The sequence below is a fragment of the Quadrisphaera setariae genome, assembly GCF_008041935.1.
Taxonomy (GTDB): Bacteria; Actinomycetota; Actinomycetes; order Actinomycetales; family Quadrisphaeraceae; genus Quadrisphaera; species Quadrisphaera setariae.
In genome coordinates, this window is the sequence record NZ_VKAC01000014.1 from 29,053 (window position 1) to 48,112 (window position 19,060).

The 19,060-nt window shown below is 70.5% G+C and carries 20 protein-coding genes, 1 pseudogene and 2 riboswitches; of the genes and pseudogenes, 3 read left to right on the forward strand and 18 right to left on the reverse strand.

Annotation, left to right across the window (positions count from 1 at the left end):
- A riboswitch (cyclic di-AMP (ydaO/yuaA leader) is annotated at positions 1-162 on the reverse strand.
- 281 nt (positions 163-443) lie between these two features.
- Positions 444-572, forward strand: coding sequence for a hypothetical protein (locus FMM08_RS23845; RefSeq protein ID WP_255472631.1), 129 nt, complete (start codon positions 444-446; stop codon positions 570-572).
- 272 nt (positions 573-844) lie between these two features.
- Here FMM08_RS23845 and FMM08_RS19620 read toward each other — a convergent pair whose 3' ends face one another.
- From FMM08_RS19620 to cmtR, 10 genes and pseudogenes are all read right to left on the reverse strand, one after another.
- The gene (locus tag FMM08_RS19620; RefSeq protein WP_139713914.1) at positions 845-1,843 is read right to left on the reverse strand and encodes a cation diffusion facilitator family transporter; all 999 of its coding nucleotides are present in this window, start codon (positions 1,841-1,843) and stop codon (positions 845-847) included.
- Complete coding sequence (locus tag FMM08_RS19625; RefSeq protein WP_147928128.1) at positions 1,843-2,184, reverse strand: ArsR/SmtB family transcription factor; 342 nt, start codon at positions 2,182-2,184, stop codon at positions 1,843-1,845. The genes FMM08_RS19620 and FMM08_RS19625 overlap by 1 nt, the downstream gene beginning before the upstream one ends.
- A 44-nt stretch (positions 2,185-2,228) precedes the next feature.
- Entirely contained in the window at positions 2,229-3,299 is a 1,071-nt protein-coding gene (locus FMM08_RS19630) for a cytochrome c oxidase assembly protein (protein WP_139713940.1), read from the reverse strand.
- 132 nt (positions 3,300-3,431) lie between these two features.
- Positions 3,432-4,202: a cytochrome c biogenesis CcdA family protein gene (locus FMM08_RS19635; protein ID WP_255472634.1), complete on the reverse strand. Its 771-nt coding sequence runs from the start codon at positions 4,200-4,202 to the stop codon at positions 3,432-3,434.
- 121 nt (positions 4,203-4,323) lie between these two features.
- Complete coding sequence (locus FMM08_RS19640; RefSeq protein WP_218974816.1) at positions 4,324-5,040, reverse strand: TlpA family protein disulfide reductase; 717 nt, start codon at positions 5,038-5,040, stop codon at positions 4,324-4,326.
- A 110-nt stretch (positions 5,041-5,150) separates the two neighbouring features.
- Complete coding sequence (locus FMM08_RS19645; RefSeq protein WP_139713913.1) at positions 5,151-5,903, reverse strand: copper resistance CopC family protein; 753 nt, start codon at positions 5,901-5,903, stop codon at positions 5,151-5,153.
- Positions 5,900-6,541 carry a DsbA family protein gene (locus FMM08_RS19650; protein WP_255472637.1) on the reverse strand — a complete coding sequence of 214 codons (642 nt, stop codon included), beginning with the start codon at positions 6,539-6,541 and terminating at the stop codon, positions 5,900-5,902. The genes FMM08_RS19645 and FMM08_RS19650 overlap by 4 nt, the downstream gene beginning before the upstream one ends.
- Positions 6,542-7,282: 741 nt before the next feature.
- A complete protein-coding gene (locus FMM08_RS19655; RefSeq protein ID WP_139713911.1) occupies positions 7,283-7,714 on the reverse strand; it encodes a hypothetical protein in 432 nt (143 codons plus the stop codon).
- Between the two features lie 268 nt (positions 7,715-7,982).
- Complete coding sequence (locus FMM08_RS19660; RefSeq protein WP_255472638.1) at positions 7,983-9,920, reverse strand: heavy metal translocating P-type ATPase; 1,938 nt, start codon at positions 9,918-9,920, stop codon at positions 7,983-7,985.
- Between the two features lie 533 nt (positions 9,921-10,453).
- Positions 10,454-10,804, reverse strand: a pseudogene (cmtR, locus tag FMM08_RS19665) (Cd(II)/Pb(II)-sensing metalloregulatory transcriptional regulator CmtR); the annotation flags it as partial.
- Between the two features lie 362 nt (positions 10,805-11,166).
- On the opposite strand from cmtR, the gene FMM08_RS19670 reads away from it, so the two are divergent.
- Entirely contained in the window at positions 11,167-11,478 is a 312-nt protein-coding gene (locus FMM08_RS19670; RefSeq protein WP_139713909.1) for a hypothetical protein, read from the forward strand.
- Between the two features lie 200 nt (positions 11,479-11,678).
- On the opposite strand, the gene FMM08_RS19675 is transcribed toward FMM08_RS19670, so the two are convergent.
- The 8 genes from FMM08_RS19675 to FMM08_RS23855 all read right to left on the reverse strand — a co-directional run bounded on the left by FMM08_RS19675 (position 11,679) and on the right by FMM08_RS23855 (position 18,277).
- Entirely contained in the window at positions 11,679-12,158 is a 480-nt protein-coding gene (locus FMM08_RS19675) for a C40 family peptidase (RefSeq protein WP_139713908.1), read from the reverse strand.
- A gap of 7 nt (positions 12,159-12,165) precedes the next feature.
- Positions 12,166-12,328: riboswitch (cyclic di-AMP (ydaO/yuaA leader) on the reverse strand.
- A gap of 238 nt (positions 12,329-12,566) precedes the next feature.
- Positions 12,567-13,064 (reverse strand): signal peptidase II, encoded by a 498-nt coding sequence (locus FMM08_RS19680; RefSeq protein ID WP_222710995.1) that lies wholly within the window; start codon positions 13,062-13,064, stop codon positions 12,567-12,569.
- 117 nt (positions 13,065-13,181) lie between these two features.
- Entirely contained in the window at positions 13,182-14,159 is a 978-nt protein-coding gene (ccsB, locus tag FMM08_RS19685; RefSeq protein WP_139713935.1) for a c-type cytochrome biogenesis protein CcsB, read from the reverse strand.
- Positions 14,160-14,209: 50 nt separating this feature from the next.
- Entirely contained in the window at positions 14,210-15,871 is a 1,662-nt protein-coding gene (gene resB / locus FMM08_RS19690; RefSeq protein ID WP_139713907.1) for a cytochrome c biogenesis protein ResB, read from the reverse strand.
- Complete coding sequence (locus FMM08_RS19695) at positions 15,871-16,575, reverse strand: cytochrome c biogenesis CcdA family protein (protein ID WP_255472639.1); 705 nt, start codon at positions 16,573-16,575, stop codon at positions 15,871-15,873. The genes resB and FMM08_RS19695 overlap by 1 nt, the downstream gene beginning before the upstream one ends.
- A gap of 44 nt (positions 16,576-16,619) precedes the next feature.
- On the reverse strand, positions 16,620-17,120 hold the full coding sequence (locus FMM08_RS19700) for a TlpA family protein disulfide reductase (protein ID WP_218974814.1): 501 nt from the start codon (positions 17,118-17,120) through the stop codon (positions 16,620-16,622).
- Positions 17,121-17,272: 152 nt separating this feature from the next.
- The gene (gene lspA, locus FMM08_RS19705) at positions 17,273-17,797 is read right to left on the reverse strand and encodes a signal peptidase II (RefSeq protein ID WP_139713905.1); all 525 of its coding nucleotides are present in this window, start codon (positions 17,795-17,797) and stop codon (positions 17,273-17,275) included.
- A gap of 75 nt (positions 17,798-17,872) precedes the next feature.
- Complete coding sequence (locus FMM08_RS23855; protein WP_222710997.1) at positions 17,873-18,277, reverse strand: ArsR/SmtB family transcription factor; 405 nt, start codon at positions 18,275-18,277, stop codon at positions 17,873-17,875.
- Positions 18,278-18,350: 73 nt separating this feature from the next.
- Between FMM08_RS23855 and FMM08_RS19715 the strand changes: the two genes are divergently transcribed.
- The gene (locus tag FMM08_RS19715; RefSeq protein ID WP_139713904.1) at positions 18,351-18,956 is read left to right on the forward strand and encodes a cadmium resistance transporter; all 606 of its coding nucleotides are present in this window, start codon (positions 18,351-18,353) and stop codon (positions 18,954-18,956) included.
- Positions 18,957-19,060 lie beyond the last annotated feature (104 nt).

Sequence of the window (19,060 nt, forward strand, 5' to 3'; positions counted from 1 at the left end):
GGGCCTCTCCGACGCCTGCGAGGTGAGCTGTCGGGTTCGGGAGGTGAGGTCCCCCGGCTCGCTAGGCGAGCTTCACCCCGAGGACGCGACGACGCTCCGAAGAGCAGCGCGCCCGGAAGTGGTTCCCCCGTCCCCTGCCACAAGGATCTGCGGACCTCGAACGCGCTGGCAGGGGCTCGGCGTGCGCGACGAGAGCACTCGGTCATGTCCGAGAGCGACCGAAAAGTACCTGAAAGTTACAGATTCACTCAAGGGCGTCGTCGTCCGCGCCCGCCGCGCTGCAGCACCTCGCCGCAGCTCCTCGGCGCTGCGGGCCTGACGGCGTCCCCGGCTCTTCGAGCTCTTGCCGGCTCAGCCGCGTCGGCGTAAAGGTCAGGATCTGCACCAGTGACGGCGGCTCGGCAGCAGGCCCACCTGCGACGATCCAGACCACGATGTCGGCGGTGAGTGATGTCGCGACGGCGACCACGGACCTCCGTGCCGTCGAGGCCAGCGGCGGCCAGCTGCGCCAGGTCTCGGACACCGTCACCGGCTTGGATGCTGCTCTGACGGCAGCACCCACGACCCGATGACCCTGCCTTCACGAGCACGCCGCTGATCGTTACCTGGCTGGCGCCTGGCCGACCGTCGCCCACCGGCCATTGCGGCCGCCGTCACGCGTACAGCAGCCAGGGTGAGGCCCACGGCGCCCTGTATCGATGAGCGAATCTTCTCGGACCTGATAGTCGCCGGCGCAGCAACCGCGGCTCGTTCCGGTCGAGATGGTCAGGGGGTCACAGGCGGGCCGGCTTCACATGTCGGGACGCCGGAGCCGCTCTGTTCCGCGACCTGCGCTCATCACTGATCATGAGTGGGCGCCAGCTTCGTGGTGAGAGTGGCTGGACGGCTCGATCTGGAACGTCGAGTGCGTCACGCTGATCGGGAAGTGACCGGCCAGGCACTGCTGCAGCGCGTCCAGCACCTGTGGGGCGTGTCCGTCGTGGAAGCAGGAGTCCTCCACCACCACGTGTGCGCTCAGCACGGGCAACCCCGTGCTGATCTGGCTGGCGTGCAGGTCATGCACGGCCAGCACGTGCTCTTGAGCGAGGAGGTGCTCGCGCACCGCGGCCAGGTCCAAGCCCCGGGGAGTGGACTCCAGCAGCACCTCAGCGCTCTCACGCAGCAGCCGCACCGTGCGCGGGATGATCAGAGCCCCGATGAGCAGGGAGGCGACGGCGTCGGCACGCGTCCAGCCGGTCGTGGCGATCACGACCGCGGCGATGATGACGGCCAGTGACCCGAGTGCGTCGTTGATGACCTCCAGCAGCGCCGCCTTCATGTTCAGCGACCGCAGCGCTGCGGGAGAGGAGCCGCCACCCTCGCCCTCGCCGTTCGAGGAGGAGCCGTGGGCGTGGCTGTGGCCGCCGCGGGTCAGCACCCAGATCGCCACGACGTTGCCCAGCAACCCCACCGCGCCGAACAGGACCATCCCCGAGGAGGCCACCTCCGGTGGCTCGCTGAAGCGGCGGATGGCCTCCACGATGACGAAGACGCCGATGCCCAACAGCGCCACGGCCTGCACGGCGGCGGCGATCACCTCAGCACGCCGGAAGCCCCACGTGCGCGCATCGGTGGCCGGGCGAAGCGCCAAGGTGGCCGCGACCAGAGCGATCGCCAGACCTGCGGCGTCGGTCAAGGCGTGGCCGGCGTCGGCGAGCAGGGCCAAGGAGCCAGTCAGCAGGCCACCGGTCAGGCCCGCTGCGGTGATGGCCACGGTGATGGTCAAGGCGATGGCGAGCCGACGTCGCTGGTCGCAGCCTGCGTGCTGCTCGCCCGCTGCAGCGCTGGAGTGATCGTGGGGCATCAGCAGCACTCCTTCGGAGTCGAGCCGCAGACCAGCGGGTCCACGGCCAGGGTCAGGCGCAGCAGGTCCTCCAGGGCGTGCACGAGACCGGGGGCAACCAGCTCATAGCGCGTGCGCCGGCCTTCTGCGGTGGCCACCACGAGACCGCAGCCGCGCAGGCAGGTCAGGTGGTTGGACAGGCTCTGGCGCGAGGTGCCCAGGGAGGCTGCCAGCTCGGTGGGATACCCGGGACCTTCGCGCAAGGCCAGCAGCAGCCGGGCCCGGGTCGGGTCAGACAGCGCCTGGCCGAAGCGCGCCAGGACATCGGCATGGGTAGCCACCTGCACGCGCCAAATGTACATCGACGCATGTACAAACGGTAGGTCCGGCCGCACCTCCCCCGGGCTCACGAGCCCGTTCCCGGGCCCGTTGCCGAGCCTGTTTCCGAGCCTGTTTCCGAGCCTGATCTCGAGCTCGGGTCCGGGGTGGTCCTGCCATCCGCGTCGTGGCGCGCAGGCGAGCCGGCGGCCAGAGCCGCCAGGTGAGCGTTGTAGGCCTCCAGCTCGGCATCGCCGTGCTCCTCGACGTAGCGATCCCGAGCCGATGCCGCAGCCTCATCGCTGCGCCGCCACCGCACGAAGATGACCACCAGCAGCAGCACCGAAGGGATCTCCCCGTAGGACCACGCCAGACCCCCCGCCACGGCTTGGTCGGCCATCACGTCCACCCCCCATCCGGGCGGTGGGTCGGCGAAGTGGGGAACCAACGGCGTGGAAGCCATCATGATGATCACCCCGAAGAAGGCGTGCAGGAACGCCTCCAGCAGCACCTCCGCGGCCTGGGTCATAGGCGCGTGCACCGCGGGCAGCGGGTCATTGGACAGCACCGGCACGGTGAAGAGCACCCCGGCTGCCAAGAAGGCGACCTCAGCGGCGGTGTGCCCGGCAGGTGAGGACAGCAACACCCCAGCGAGGTCGGTCAGGTACATCCCGTAGAAGCACGCCAGGAACAGCGGCAGGCACACCACCGGGTGCAACAGCACCCTCCCGAGCCTGGAGCGCAGCCCCCACAGCGCTGCGGCGAGCACCGGCCGTCCCAGCACCGCAGCCCGCCCGCGCCGCGGCAGCGCCTTGAGCAGCAACGTCCCAGGACGGCCAAGCACCAGCAGCACGGGCGCTGCCATCATCAGCGTCAGCTGCTGGAACATGAAGATGGAGAAGATGCGGCTGCCGTAGACCTCCACCCCGCTCACCGTCACGGCCAGCACCAGCGCACAGCCCGCCATGAAGGACGTCGTGGCCCACACCGACCAGCGCCGGCCGCTGCGCCACAGCTTCACCGCCCCGGCGAAGTAGGCCAGCCCCACCACGCTGATCAGGACGGGCAGCACGTGCAGCCCCCCCGCTGTCAGGCTCAGCAGCGTCTGCAGCGAGGGGCCAGCCGCGGGCAGCTCACCCTCGCCCGACGCCAGCGCCATCACGCGCCCGCCCCACAGGTGCGAGCGAGCGGCCTGGGAGCAGGGGCACAGGCGTCTGCCTCATCCACCACGAGCACCGCATGCAGCAGGGCACACCGTGCAGGGCCAGCCGAGGCAGGCCTGACCACGTCCTCACACCACCGTCTGAAATCCACCGATGACTCCTTGCATCTCAGCCAGCCAGCGGCCCCACAGACCCGTCAACAGCAGCACACCGATCACCACCAGGCCGACCCCTCCTACCCGAGAGATCAGCAAGCGGTGGCGGCGCAGCACCATCAGCAGCCGCTGGCTGCGCCCCACGAAGAGCGCGACCACCAAGAAGGGCACGCCCAGTCCGGCGCAGTAGGCCGCCGTCAGCACAGCCCCTCGCCACGCACTGGCCTGATCGGTGGCCAAGCTCAGCACCGCCGACAGCGTCGGACCGATGCACGGCGCCCACCCCAACCCGAAGACCACCCCCAGCAACGGAGCGCCCGCCAGGCCAGCCGCCGGTCGCCAACGCAGTGAGACCTGCCGCCCCGATCCGGGCAGCACACCCAGGAAGACCAGCCCCATGAGCACGACGACGCCCCCCAGCCAGCGCGAGAGCTGCACCTGATGGCGCTGCAGCTGCTCACCGAGTGCACCGAAGGCAGCACCCAAACCGATGAAGACGACGGCGAAGCCGAGCACGAACAGTCCAGCACCGAGCACGACGCGCCAGCGGCGCCGGTCCTCCAACGCCACCGAGCTCAGACCCGTGACGTAGCTCAGGTAGCCCGGCACCAGAGGCAGCACGCAGGGCGAGGCGAAACTCACCAGTCCAGCGACCCCCGCGACGGTCAAGGCCACGAGCAGCGGTCCGCTCAAGGCGCTCTGGGCGAACTGCGAACCCAGACCCGTCACCGTGGGAACGCTCACGACCGCCCCACCAGGGGCTTGGGCCCGCCGAGGCACCGAGCCGCCGCTGCGCCGCGCGAAGACCCCTCTGCGCACGCACCTCTGTCGTGCCGGCGGCACATCGGCACTGGCTGCGGCCTCGTCATCCGACGCCGACCGGGGTGATGGGCAGCCCCACCCCGAGCCCTCCGACGTTCAGCGACGCCGCAGCGCCAGCCGGTGCCGAGGGCGCCCGGGAAGCAGCATCGTTCGACGTCGGTGCCTGACCAGCTCCAGCGGAAGGCGACACAGAGGACAGACCCGCTACCTGCTCGATCATGCCGCGCAGCACTCCTGGGTCAGCGCGCCCCACGATGCGTCCAGCGGGACGTCCCTGACGGTCCAGCACGATCGTGGTGGGAACCGCCAACGGCGGTACCACCCCGCGCAGCGCGAGCAAGGCCTGTCCGGATCCGGAGTCCATCACGCTGGGATAGGGGACCGAGAACTGCCGCTCGAAGGTGTTCGCTGCTGCGAGTCCGTCCCGGGTGTTGATCCCCACGAAGCGCACGCCTGCCTCGGAGTACTCCCGGGCAGCTGCAGCCAGGTCGGGAGCCTCCACGCGGCAGGGTGCGCAGGCGGCGTACCAGACGTTGATGACCACGACGTGTCCGCGCAGGGCGCTGACGTCGACCGTCGAACCGTCGCTGCCGGGGCCGGTGATCTGCACGGCGTCGGTGCGGTCGGTCTCGGCCACCAGTTCCCAGGTGCCGTCGCCGGCCACGAAGCCCTGCTGGGAGCCGTCATCCCCTTGGACCCCGAGGCCGGCGCAGCTTGAGAGCGTCACGCTCAGTGCCACCAGCCCGGCGCCCCACAGCACCCGAGCCTGCTTGGGTGCTCGACCACGGCGCGCAGCCGGCCCAGCAGCTGACCAGACAGCTGACCGAGCAATTGACCGGGCAGCTGAGCGCCGCATCACCGGGTGGAGCCTCATCGCTGTGGCGATCTTTGAGTGGAGGCTTCCTCGGTCAAGGCCGTGCGCCGCCGTCGGCGCAGGACACTGACCGCGACGGCTACCAAGAGCAGCAGGGCAGCACCACCGGTGAGCAGAGCCCCGCCGGACATCCCCCCGCCGTCGTTCACCCCCGCGGTCGCCGAGACCTGCGGCCTTTCGGCTTGCGGTGAGGCGGAGGCGTCCGCAGCCGATGCCGGGCCGGCGCTGGGATCGCTCGGTGCGCCACCGGTGGCGCCATCGTCAGCATCAGGAGTGCCCGTACCGGCTGCTGCACCACCAGCAGCGGACGATGCGCCACCAGCACCAGCACCAGCACCAGCACCGGCCGCGACGACGAAGCCCAGCTCCCCGGAGACCGGATGCCCATCCGCCGACGTCGCCCTCCAGGCGATGCGGTAGTTCCCCGGGGAAAGGCCCGGCTGCAGCGGCTGGGTCAGGCGGCGCTGGTCCAGCTGGACCTGGCCGGTGGAGACCACCGTGCCCTGCGCATCGGTGACGGCCACCGCCGTGCCCAGCGGCAGAGGAACCTCGTTGAAATCCAGCACCACCTCCGTGGGTGCAACGCTCAGCTGCTCCCCTTCAGCCGGTGAGGTCGACTTCAACGCCCCATGAGCCGCCGCCGGCCCCGCCACGGTGAGCGCGAGAGCCTGCAGCACCACGGCGGCGACGAACGCAGCGACAAGCAGCGGCCCGATCGAGGTGCGCTCGCTGACCTGGAACCGCCTCACGAGTTGTCGCCCTCGGCTTCGGCCAGCGCCTGGTCCAACAACGCGCGGAACTCCTGCTCCGTTGCGGGCTGGATCTTCTCCTCGTTGACGAAGAAGGTCGGGGTGCCCTGCACCCCCAAGGCGATGCCGTCCTCGAAGTCGGAGGCCACCCTGGCCGCGGTGGCCGGATCAGCGACGGCGGCATCGAAGGCGGCCATGTCCAACCCCAGCTCAACAGCCATGGCGCGGAAGACCTCAGGAGTGGGCTGCTGCTGCTCGCCCCACTGCTCCTGGGTCTGGTACATCCGCTGGTACATCGCCTCCAGCTGACCCTGCTCGGATGCGGCCTGAACGGCCACAGCAGCGGGGGTGGAGTTGGCGTGCCCGGGGATGGGGAAGTAGCGGACCACGAAGGTGACGCGCCCGGCGTAGTCCTGCCGCAGCTGCTCCACCAGCGGGTAGGCAGCTCGACACGCCTCGCACTCGAAGTCCAAGAACTCCGTCAGCGTGACCCCGCTGCTGCCCGGCGCGCCCAGGCGGTGGCTGTCCTGGCGCACCACATCAGCGGCTTCGGCCTGCCCGCCGCCCGAGCGGCTGCCCAGCAGAGCCGCACCGAGCACCGCCACCAGCGCCACCACGACGAACACCGACAACCTCACAGCCCTGCGCGCCGACGCTGGGCGAGCAGGCCGTGCCTCCTGGCGCACCTGCGCCTTGCCGACCTTGGTGGCCCTCACATGCGCGGAGGACGCAGCAGCTGTGCCGGCCGCAGTGGATGCCCCGGTTGGACCGGGCCCTCCCTTTGCCTTGGTCGGGGAGCCGGGGGTCGTGGGATCGGTGGTGGCACCCACGTCGTCGGGCTGTGGGTCGGGCGCCGATCCACGAGGCGCTGAGTTGTCCGCAGAGTTCATGACGGAAGTCCTTCGCTGGTGATGGAGCAGGAGGGCCAAGCGGCAGCAGCGCCGCTCGGCGCTGGCCTCGGCGGTCCAGTGGTCAGGTGAAGGTCCAGTGGTCAGGTGAACAGGTAGGACACGACCAGGAACAGGCAGAGGAGCCCGAAAGCCGTGGCGGCGATGGTGAAGCCGGCGCTGTTCAGCCAGTCGATGACGGCGCGGGTACGAGCAGACATGGGAGCTCCTTGCAGACGGGGAACAGCCAGGACGCAGATGGAGGAGGTGCAGCGCTGACCTCAACTCCCGACGTGACGAACTGCCAGGCAAGCCCTCGGATCAGCTGCACGGGTGGTGCCTGGACGACCCAGACACGTGGCGCACGCGAAGTCCACGGCGATGGACCCAGACGATGGGCCCATATCGGTCAGGGCACGGGCACACGGGCACAGCGACGCGACACCTTGCGAGGCGTCGTGGGGGGCAGCCAGCTCTAGCCGGCGCTAGCCGTTAATCGGGAGGAAGAACGATGGGGGCATGCACCAGCGGTGGCGCTTGCCGAGAAGTGATCGTGGCGGCGGTGTTGACTGGCGCACCTGCGCGCGGGGCGACATCCATCAAGACGTCGTGCTCGACGTGCTGATGAGCGCCGCGTGAGCCGTCCTCGCCCTGGTCGTGACCACCGTCAGTCACGCTGGACCCGACTGACGGGTCCGTGAGGTGACTCTCCGGGGACGAGCTGGCAGACGAAGCCGCCGTCTCCGCCATCTCCGCCGTCACCGCCGGCTGCAGGCCAACTGGTGCTGCATCGACGAGGCTGCGCTGCACCCCCATCGCCGCGGCCGCGGAGGCCCGGGCATCGCGGGCGTGGTCGGCGGTGTACGCACCCGCGAGGCAGAAGCTCAACACCGCCAGCACCAGCGCCAACCCTGCCAGCAGCACGCGTCCTGGAAGGGCCTGTCGCACGCCTCGGGCGTCCTCGGCCAGGCCCCCGTGCACAGCGACGGCCAGACGCACTGATGGATCGACTGGTAGGTCGACGTGTGTGCCACCGGATGCCGCGACTGCGGCGACTCGATGGCAACTCACCCTCTCGACGCTACAGCCACCGTCTGGCTCTCCCGCCGCGCGCATGGGCACGCTGCTGCGCGAGTCACACCGGTGAGCGACAGCACACCGACCGGCCGTGGGTCGCTGTGACGCACCGGGCTCAACGAGAGGGTGTGGCACTGGCAGCGCGGCGGTTTGCGTTGTCGGTGCCGGTCACCTCGGCGCCTTCCAGGGTCACGCGGCGTCGTCGGGGCAGGCGCGCCGCGCGGGCGCCGTTGGCGATCACGATGACCTCGGCGACCTCGTGGACGAGCACCACCGCCGCCAGGCCCAGCACCCCGAACAGCGCCAGCGGCACCAGCACCACGATGATCGCCAGCGCGAGGGCGATGTTCGCGGTCATGATCGATCGGCCGCGGCGGGCGTGGGCGAACGCGCGGGGCAGCAGGCGCAGGTCGGTGCCGGTGAAGGCGACGTCGGCGGACTCGATCGCGGCGGCCGAGCCGGTCAGGCCCATGGCGATGCCGACGGTGGCAGTGGCCAGGGCGGGGGCGTCGTTGATTCCGTCCCCGACCATCGCCGTCCCACCTCGGGAGGATGCGGTGGGGTGGACGGCGCTGGCCTTGTCCGCCGGGGTCTGCGCAGCGCGCACGTCGGTGATGCCGGCCTGGGATGCCAGGGCGTGAGCGGTGCGGGCGTCGTCCCCGGTCAGCATTGACACCGCCAGGCCCTGCTGGCGCAGCAGGGCGACGGCCTCGGCGGCTTCGGGACGCAGCTCATCGCGCACCCCGATGGCGCCGGTGAGGTGACCGTCGATCTCGACGAGGACGACGGTCATGCCCGCGGCGGTCATCTGCTCGACGTCGCCGGTCAGGGCACCGGGGTCGATCCAGCGGGTGCTGCCCACCCGCACCGCGGTGCCGCCCCAGTGGCCGCTAATGCCCTGGCCGGGGTGCTCGTGCACGTCGGTGGCGTCGGGGAGGGTCGCGCTGTCTGCCTGTTCAAGGGTGGCCGCAGTCAGCAGGGCGTGAGCCAGGGGGTGGGTGCTGCCTGCCTCGATAGCAGCGGCCGCTCGCAGCACCCGGTCCGCAGACGTCCCCGAGGCGCTGCTGGAGATGTTGTAGGAGGTGCTGGCGGCAACGGGGGAGATGGTGGCCACAGCGACCACCTGAGGGGTGCCGCGGGTCAGGGTGCCGGTCTTGTCCAGGTGCACCTGGCGCACCGCGCCGAGGTCCTCGAAGGCCTGCCCGGACTTGATGACCACCCCCAGCTTGCTGGCCGCGCCGATCGCAGAGATCACGGTGACCGGGACCGCGATCGCCATCGCGCAGGGGGAGGCCGCCACCAGCACCACCAGAGCCCGCTGCAGCCACAGTTCCGGCTCGCCGACGAGCACGCCGTACAGCGCCACCAGCGCCGCCAGGGCCAGCACCGCTGGCACCAGGGGTCGGGCGATGCGGTCGGCCAGGCGGGCGCGCTGGCCCTTACGTGCGTGGGCTGCCTCCACCAGGCGCACGATCTGGGTCAGGGAGTTGTCCCGCCCATCGGCGACCGCCCGCAGGCGCAGCGTGCCGGTGCCGTTGACCGACCCGGCCGGGACGGGTTCGCCGGGGCCGACCGCGACGGGAATGGACTCACCGGTGACCGCGGAGGTGTCCAGGGCTGAGCGGCCGGTCAGGACGACGGCGTCGGTGGCCACGCGCTCACCGGCGGCTAGCAGCAGCACATCCCCGGTGCGCACCTGCACGGCGGGCACTACGTGCTCGCCTGGACTGCCGGTCGGCTGGGCGGGGCGCTCAACCCGTGCGGTCGGTGGGACTAGGGCGAGCAGAGCCCGCAGGCCGTGCTGAGCGCGGTCCATGGCGCGGTCCTCGAGGGCCTCGGCGATGGAGAACAGGAACGCCAGGGCGGCTGCTTCGCCGAGGTGGCCCAGGGCCACCGCGCCCGCGGCGGCGATCGTCATGAGCAGCCCGACCCCAAGACGGCCGCGCACCAGGCGGCGCAGCGCCCCGGGCATGAACGTCCACGCTCCCGCCAGCAGGGCGGCGGCGTTGAGCACGGCCGCGGCGGTCGGGGCGCCGGCGAGGTGGTCCAGCACCAGGGCGGCGGCGACCAGGAGCCCCGAGGCCGCCGGCAGGCGCAGCGCCGATTCGCGCCACCACGGCGGCAGGTCCTCGTGGACAAGTTCAGCGTCGGTAGGGCGGGCCTTGGGGGCGCAGCAGTCATCGAGGTCAGCAGGGCCTGGGCGATCTCTGCGGTCTGCGCCGTCAGTGATGTCGGCGATGTCGGTTAGGTGGGGGGCTGCTTCACCGGAGGTGGCCGGCCCGAGATCCAGGCGTACCCGTGTCGGAGCTGGGGAGCAGCAGTCGCACCCTGGTTCGGTGGTTGTGGTGCTCGTGGTGGCTGGGTCCGCGGGTTGGGCCTGCAGGGAGCCGCTCGGTGGTGCAGATTGCGGCTGGAGGGTGAGCTGGATGCGCTGGCTGGGTCGCTCACTGCGCCGCTGGCTCACTGGCGTGGAGCGGGGCTCGTCCTCACCGCAGCAGGCGCCGCTCACGGTCGGACCCCGGTGGCGTCGGCGGGCTCGGTGCCGTCCGCGACCGGGGCGGCCTGGGGGGTCCTAGCCGTCTCAAGAGCGCCCGGGCCGCAGCACAGCGGGACGTCGCAGTCAGCATCAGCGCAGGGGCGTCCGTCATCGACGGCCAGGACGATGTCAACCAGGGCGGTGAGGGCCTTGACCAGGTGGGGGTCAGCGATCTCGTAGCTGGCCTTGCGACCCTGGGGGGTGACGACCACCAGGCCGCAGCCGCGCAGGCAGGTGAGGTGGTTGGAGACGTTGGAGGGGGTCAGCTGCAGGTCCCGGGCCAGTTGGGCGGGGTTGCAGGGGCCGTCCAGCAGCCGGCTCAGGATGCGGGAGCGGGTCGGGTCGGCCATCGCTCGACCGAGCCGCTGCATCACCTGCAGGCGGGACGCCATCGTCAGCATGTACTGACTGTACAGCGGAGGTTGACCATATGGCCCGTCGGTGGTGCGGCAGGTGGTACCGATCTGGCGGCGTGCCCGGATCGCGTGACCTCCGTGTCGAGGCCACCTGCCCCTCGATGGTCAGCTGAGGTTGTCCGGCGCCAGGCAACACCCCTGGCCACTCATCGCCTCATCGCCTGACCAGTGACCGCCCGACTGCATCGCCGACCAGGGCAGATGCGCGCAGACGCCCTGTCCTACCTGCTCAGAGAGGCGACGGGCGCAGCAGCCAGCGGTTGGGTCCGGAAAGGGTGCTGGAGTAAGCGAGACAGAGACGAGGCCCCGTGGGGCGGCGTCAGTGCCCGCTCCTGTCATGGGAGTCCATGGACCTGCTGCCCGCGGACATGCCGCCGATATTCATGCCGCTCACTTTCGAGCCGCTCATCGAGCCCTGCCCCGAAGGGTCGGACGGACCAAAGACCATCAAGCCGAACACGACGGCCGTCACAAGAATGACGAAGGCCTGGACCATCGTCGCAGCACTGATGCGGGTCACGCCAACTTCATCGGCTGTCGACGAGCAGAACTACACCCCAGGAGCACCCCCGCGCCCGAGAGCGCCGTCGGTTCCACTGCCCGCTCGGAAAATACTGCTGCACGGCTTTCGCGCACACGTGAAGGGCCTGGCCGTCTGATGCCCCTGAAGACTTGTGGCACGAGGACTGGCTTGGGTCGCCTTCGTGGTACCTGCTGCAGGAAGGGCAGGGCGTTGTGGGGCGTCCCCCTCGCGGTCAACCTCTCGATCACAGCACGACTCGTTCGTGAAGTTCCTTGGCGCCCACCTTGGGTCAGAGCGACCCTGTTCATCGGCCCCGAGGTGGGCGCCAAGGTGGGCTCACACGCGCGTGTAGATCACGTCTTCGGTCCAGATCGAGCGCTCACTGACCGACTTGCCTGTGCGCGGGGAGTCCATCATGCGGCCATCGCCGGTGTAAATGCCGACGTGGTAGGGCCGCCCCGCAGCGTTGACGAAGAACACCAGGTCGCCAGGGCGCGCTTCGGACTTGCTGATGCGCGTTGTCGTGGCCAGCTGCTCGGAAGTCGTGCGTGCCAGCGCGATGCCGTTGTCGGCGTAGACGTGCTGGGTGTAGCCCGAGCAGTCGAAGCCGGACGGGCTGGTGCCGCCGAAGCGGTAGGGGGTGCCGATGTACTGGCTCGCGGTGGCCAGGACGGCCCCGCTGTTCAGCACGGGTGCGGCGCTGGCCGGGATCGCGGCACCGGCGACGAGGCCGCCGGACAGTGCGAGGCCGGCGACGAGCCGGGTCAGGGCGCGCTGGTGCTTGCGGGCAGGCTTGAGGGCGGGAGTCATCGACATGTGGGGGTGAGCCTCTCCGACGCCTGCGAGGTGAGCTGTCGGGTTCGGGAGGTGAGGTCCCCCGGCTCGCTAGGCGAGCTTCACCCCGAGGACGCGACGACGCTCCGAAGAGCAGCGCGCCCGGAAGTGGTTCCCCCGTCCCCTGCCACAAGGATGTGTGGACCTCGACCGCGCTGGCAGGGGCTCGGCGTGCGCGTTGAGAGCTCTCGGATGCCCGAAAGTCACCAGAACGTACCCGAAAGCTACTTTTGGTCACAACCTTCCTGGCGCCTGAGCAGCGAGTCTGCCGCTGTGTGGTCCTGCCCAGGGTTCACGGCTCCCTACGGCTCGCGCGCCTCCCACGGGCAGCCTGCGGGCACACGGACTGTCGCCTAGGGCCAAGGCGTGATGTCCACCACGGCGCGTCGCTCACTTGCGCTCGCGCAATTGCTGTGGATGCCCAGGAGGCTGGACGGGGTGCTGGGCGGAGGGATCCTGCAGCGCCTCCCCCATAAGCAGCACAGCAGCCAGGGCAGCGCCAAAGGTCAGCCACACATCGGCAAGGTTGCCGATGAAGAGGTGTCCGTAGGTCAGGAAGTCGGTGACGTGTCCCTGCCCGAAGCGGGGAGGGGCAAGCAGCCGATCAAGCAGGTTGCCGGTCACGCCGCCCCACAGCAGACCGGTCGCCAGCGCCCATCCCCTCGAAGGGGCCCACAGCGCTGCCCGCGTCAAGGCCAAGAAGGCCAAGCCAGCCGCGACCGTCAGGAGCCACGTGCTGCCTGACCCCAGCCCCAAGACAGACCCCGGGTTGAAGGACAGCTGCAGCCCGAGGAAGTCACCCAACAATGGCTCGCGCGCCGAGCCGTCCAGCGTGCGCTCGGCCACTGCCTTGGTGACCTGGTCCAGGCCAGCGGCCGCAGCTGCCACTAGCAGGGCCAGGAGCCATCGCCGAGGACGCCGGCCAGCGTCAGCGCTCACTGGATCCCCACCAGCGCAGGTCGATCAGGACCTTGAAAGCGCTCGAGGTGCATGGACGGCGCGCTCTCAACCGATACCAGCGTAGGAGTGGTTGCCCGGGAAGACCGTGTTGACCACGCCGTAGTTGATCATCAGGCAGGCGAAGCCGGCCATGGACAGGTACGCCGCGCGACGCCCGTTCCAGCCACCGGTGGCCCGGGCGTGCAGGTAGGCGGCGTAGACCACCCAGATGATGAAGGTCCACACCTCCTTGGGGTCCCAGTTCCAGTACCGGCCCCAGGCGACCTCGGCCCAGATCGCGCCCGCCACCAGCGTGAACGCCCACAGCGGGAACGAGATGGCGATGAGGCGGTAGGAGAGCTTCTCCAGGTCGGCGGCGCTGGGGAGCGCCTCCATGAAGCGGCCGGCACCCGGGGTGGCGCCGGCGGCGCGCTGCGCCTCGCGGCGCTCCTGCACCAGCTGCAGCACGGTGGTGGAGAAGGCCAGCACGAACAGCGCCGAGCTCACGAACGCCACCGACACGTGGATGATCAGCCAGTAGCTCTGCAGCGCGGGCACCAGCGGCGCGGAGTCGGTGTAGAGGACGGCGACGGCCAGGCCCAGGCTCAGGAGCACGGGGGCCAGCACGAAGGTGGAGAGCCAGCGCACGTCGCGCCGCGTGAGCACCAGCAGGTAGACGAGGACGACGACGGAGGTGCCCGTCACGGAGAACTCGTACATGTTGCCCCAGGGCGCCCGGTGCGCCGAGAGACCGCGGGTGACCACGCCGCCGAGGTGCAGCAGCAGCGCCAGCACCGTCAGCGAGGTGGCGATGCCGGCCGCCTTGCGGGGGGCGCCGTCCTCGGCGAGGGGCACCGGCTCCTGCGTGGCGGAGGTGCGCACCACCGGACCGGCAGCACCGGCCCCGACGACCGCCGGCTGGCGCGACGCCGCCTGCAGCGCCTGCCTGCCCTGCTGCTTGCGGCGGTTCCTCGCCGTGGCGCGCTCGCCGAGGCCGGCGAGGTCCATGGCGCTGGCGCCGAGGGCCAGGGTGTACACGGCCATGGCCGAGTAGACGAGGGAGTTGCTGGCCGAGGCCAGGGTCTCGTCGACGCTCACGGCTCCTCCTGTCGCGGGGGCTTGTCGGACGGGGTCTGGTCAGTGTCTCGGGCGGGCAGGCGCGCGAGCACGGCGGACAGGACCGCGTCGGCCTCGCCGGCCAGGCCGTGGTCCTCGCTGCGCGCCAGGGCGCCGACCTCGAGCAGCGTCCGGCCCTGCGCGGCGTCACCGGTGGCGGGTGCTGCCCGCACCCAGACGCGCCGCCGCGGGACGAAAAGCGACGCGGTCAGGCCGACGATGGCCAGCAGGGAGAAGGTCAAGGCCATTGCGCGCGCCGGGTCGTGGCGCACGGTGAAGCCCGCGAACCTGTCGATCCTGTCCAGCGTCACCGAGCCGAGTCCGTTCGGCAGGTCATAGGTGTCACCGGGCTTCATCGAAAAGCGCAGTGGCTGCCCGTCCACGTCGGTCACGCGCTGCATGCGCGAGGTGTCCAGCTCGTAGACGTTCTGCGGTACACCATCGTCCAGACCGAGATCACCGGTGTAGGCGAAGAAGAGGACCTCGGGGTTGCGCAGATCGGGGAAGGTCGAGACGGGAGGCCCGGACGAGTCCTCGGAAGCTGTCGGCAGGAGCAGACCCTGCAGGCCGAGATCGCCGGCCGGGTCGGAAACCTTCACCACACCGGTGGAGGTGTAGTTGGCGTCCTGCACCAAGAACGGTGTGCCCTGGTCGAAGACGACCTCCCCGGCGCCGTTGCGCACGGTGATGACCGGGGCGTAGCCGTTCCCGGCGAGGTACACCGACGCCCCGCCGGCGCGCAGGGGCTCGTTGACGCGGATCTTCTCCTGCCGCGGTGCCTGTCCAGGGGCGTCGGTGACGGTGACGTCCGCCTCGAAGCTGCGGGGGGCGCCGAACTGGTTGCCGCTGGAGTCTTCGTCGAAGGCGACGCGCAACGCGTTCAGAGCGAAGGAGAACGGCGGGAGAGCGGAGCCGTCGACGTAGGCACCCGGGTCCCAGCTGTCGTAGGCGGTGACCTGGTTGGTGTACGCCTGCCCCTGCTGGACGATCACCTGGGCGCGGTAGCCGTACAGGCCGCCGATGCCCACGGCGATGAGCACCCCCACCAGGGCCAGGTGGAAGAGCAGGTTGCCGCTTTCTCGGAGCTCTCCGCGCTGCCCTGCCATAGACGGGCCGTGGCGGTCGTCGCCGAAGTCCGCGGTGCGGTACCGGCGGCTGCGCAGGACGTCTTGGGCGACGCGCAGCACGTCACCGGGAGCGGCATCGACCTCGACGGTGCGGTGCTCAGGCAACCGTGACAGGCGTGCCGGGGTGCGCGGAGGGGCCTGGCGCAAGTTGGCCACGTGCACCTTGGTGCGCGGCAGCACGCAGCCGACCAGGCTGATGAACAGCAGCAGGTAGACCGCGGAGAACCACGGCGAGGAGTAGACGTCGAACAGGCTGAGCCGGTCCAGCCATGGCGCAGAGTCGGGGTTGTCCTGGAAGTACTGGGCCACGGCGACCTGGTCGATGTTGCGCTGGGGGAACAGCGAGCCGGGCACCGCCAGCACCGCGAGCAGCATCAGCAGCAGCAGCGCCGTGCGCATGCTCGTGAGCTGACGCCAGGTCCAGCGGGCCCAGCCCACCAGACCGAGCCCTGCGGGGCGATCACTGCCCGGCGGCTCGGGCAGGGCCGGGCGGCGCTCTTGGACGCTCGTCATCACACCACCGTCTCGAAGGCACCGATGCTGCCCTGCAGAGCCAGCAGCCACTGCGTCCACAGGCCGCTGACCAGCAACACGCCAACCGCGACGAGCGCGGCGCCACCGACGCGGGTGATGGTCAAGCGCCGTCGGCGCACCCAGTCCAGGGCCCTCGTCGATCGTCCCAGTCCGAGCGCGACGAGCACGAACGGCAGCCCCAAGCCCAGGCAGTAGGCCACTGACAGCAGCACCCCGCGCGAGGCGGTGGCGGCATCGGTGGCCAGAGCCAGCACCACCGCCAGCGTCGGCCCCATGCACGGTGCCCACCCCAACCCGAAGGTCGCTCCCAGCAGCGGCGCTCCGGCCAAGCCTGCTGCCGGGCGCCATCGCACCTTCGCCTCCCCGCGCAGACCGGGCACGAGGCCGAGGAAGGCTAGCCCCATGAGGACGACGACGACGCCCATCCACCGGGTCAGCTGCAGCTGGTGACTCACCAGGAAGGCACCCAGAGCCCCGAACGCTGCGCCGGCAGCGACGAAGACCGCCGAGAAACCGAGCACGAAGAGCACCGAGCCGAGCAGCAGCCTGCCGCGGCGCTGGCGCCCGAGGTCAACACCGGTCAGGCCGGTGACGTAGCCCAGATAGCCCGGCACCAGCGGTAGCACGCACGGGGAGGCGAAGCTGACGACGCCCGCCACAGCCGCGACGAGCGCGGCCACCACCAGCGGACCGCCGCCTGCCAGCTGCTGGAAGAGATCAGCCGCGCTCACGCGCCACCGCTGACGGTCGCTGCGCCACCGGAGCTGCCGGCGCCGTCGGCTCGGCCACTGCGGACCTCATCGATCATGCCGCGCAGCACGCTCTCCTCCACGCGGCCGACCGCTCGTGCTGCCGGACGCCCCTCGGCGTCGAGCACGAGCGTGGAAGGCACGGCCTGCGGCGGGATGGTGCCGCGCAGCGACAGCAGCGCTTGGCCAGAGCCCGCGTCCAGGACACTGGAGTAGGGGATGGCGAACTCCTTCTCGAAGGTGTTCGCCACCGCTTGACCGTCACGGGTGTTCAGCCCGAGGAAGCGCACGTCTGGGGTCTGTGAGGCGACCCGGGCCAGGTCAGGCGCCTCCAGGCGGCACGGCGCGCACGCCGCGTACCAGACGTTGATCACTACCACCTGACCGCGCCAGTCGCCGACGTCCACGGTGTCGCCGTGTGTGGTTGTTCCGCTGAGCTGGACCGGTTCGCCCCGCTCGGCCGCGGGCAGCAGGGTCACGTCACCGTTGCCGGAGACGTAGCCCTGCTGGTTGCCCGAGTCCTGGCCGGGCTGGCCCAGTCCCGAGCAGCCTGCCAGCGCTGCTGTGGGTGCAGCGAACGCTCCGACTAGAAGCGCCCGACGCGTCAGGGGCCGGCGCGTGCGTCCAGCGCTCATGCCTGTGCGCCTCTGTCGTCACCGTCGCTGGCACCGCCGTGGCGAAGGGAGCTCAACACCAGCAGGCCCGCTCCGACGACGATGGCGGTGTCTGCGAGGTTGAAGGTCGGAAACCAGCCGCTGTGCAGATAGTCGGTGACGACCCCGTCACGGCCGCGGTCCACCACGTTGGCCACTGCGCCCCCCAGGACCAGGGCGAGTGCGCCGAGGCGTCCTCGGTCAGGGGTCGCTGCGGTGCGCCAGGCGAACACTGCGACGGCCACAGTGATGAGCGCGGTGACGGCCAGGACGATCCCAGCCGGAGCGCTCGCCCCCACGGAGAAGGCCACCCCGGGGTTGTAGGCCAGGCGCAGGTCCACCGGCCCCAGCGGAACCACCCGGCCTTGCAGCGCGCTCTGCGCCCACGCCTTGGCGCTCAGGTCAACAGCGACGACCGATGCTGCGATGGTTCCCGCCACGACCCGCCGCAGGAATGCCGCGCTGGTCCGAGCAGAGCCGCCGGCCGAAGTGTCGACGCTCATCACCACGCTCGCTGCCGGCGCTGACCGGTCAGACGGCGGGGCGTCACGCGCCCAGCACCACTGCTGAGCGCTGTCTCACTCACCGGGCTGCCCGAGCCCAGCAGGGACCAGTGCGCAGCTCTCGGGCGCCGAGTCCGCGTAGGAGGGGCACAGCGCCACGGCGTTCCCCGTCGCCTGCAGGAGGGCCTCAGCAGCGATCAGCAGGTCCATCAACTCAGGGCGAGTCAGGTGGTACACCGAGGCCCGCCCTTGTGGACGGAAGTCCACCAGGCCGCACTCACGAAGGCACGCCAGGTGGTTGGACACCGTGGACTGTCCCAGTCCTAGTGCTGTGGACAGGTCCACCACGCGCGCTTCCCCGCGAGCCAGCTCACGCACCAACGACAGGCGTGTGGGGTCTCCGAGCCCCCGGAAGAGCGCGGCAGCCGGAGCCAGCACTGCACGGTCCGTCCCATGACCAGGCGTGGCTATCATCTGCATGCACTGATGTTACATGTACTGCTTGATGACTCGGCGGGCAGCAACATCACCTTGATCATCGAAAGGTACGTCTATGACCCTCGCCGTCTCCGCCTTGCAGGCCGTCGGGTTGTTCCTGGTGACCAACATCGACGACATCATCGTGCTGTCACTCTTCTTCGCCCGCGGCGCTGGAGCCCCGGGCACCACGTTCAAGATCACAGTTGGTCAGTACCTCGGCTTCGGCGCCATCTTGGTGACCTCCATCCTCATCGCTCTTGGCGCCGGCGCCTTCCTGCCCGAAGGAGTCATTCCCTACTTCGGGCTCATCCCGCTGCTCATCGGCCTGCGCGCCGCCTGGCAGGCCTGGCGCAACCGTGACGACGACGATGATGATGATGACGACGACCCCGGCAGGGCCGTGGCCATCTGGAGCGTGGCCGCTGTCACCTTCGCCAACGGCGGGGACAACATCGGCGTCTACGTCCCGGTCTTCTTGGCCGTCGGCCCGGCCGCGATCACCGCCTACGTGGTGGTCTTCCTCGCCCTGGTCGCCGTGCTGGTCCTGGCCGCCCGCTACATCGCCACCCGCCGACCGATCGCCGAGGTCCTCGAGCGGTGGGAGCACATCCTGTTCCCGCTCGTGCTGATCGTTCTCGGCGTGGTGATCCTGGTCGAAGGTGGCGCTTTCGGCCTTTGAGCACGCGAGCAGCGGTAGGGCGCACCCGCCCTTGACGCTGGCCTGGCAGCTGCAGGCGGTCGGACAGGGATCGGCGCGCGGTCGCTGCACCCTGCGAGCACACC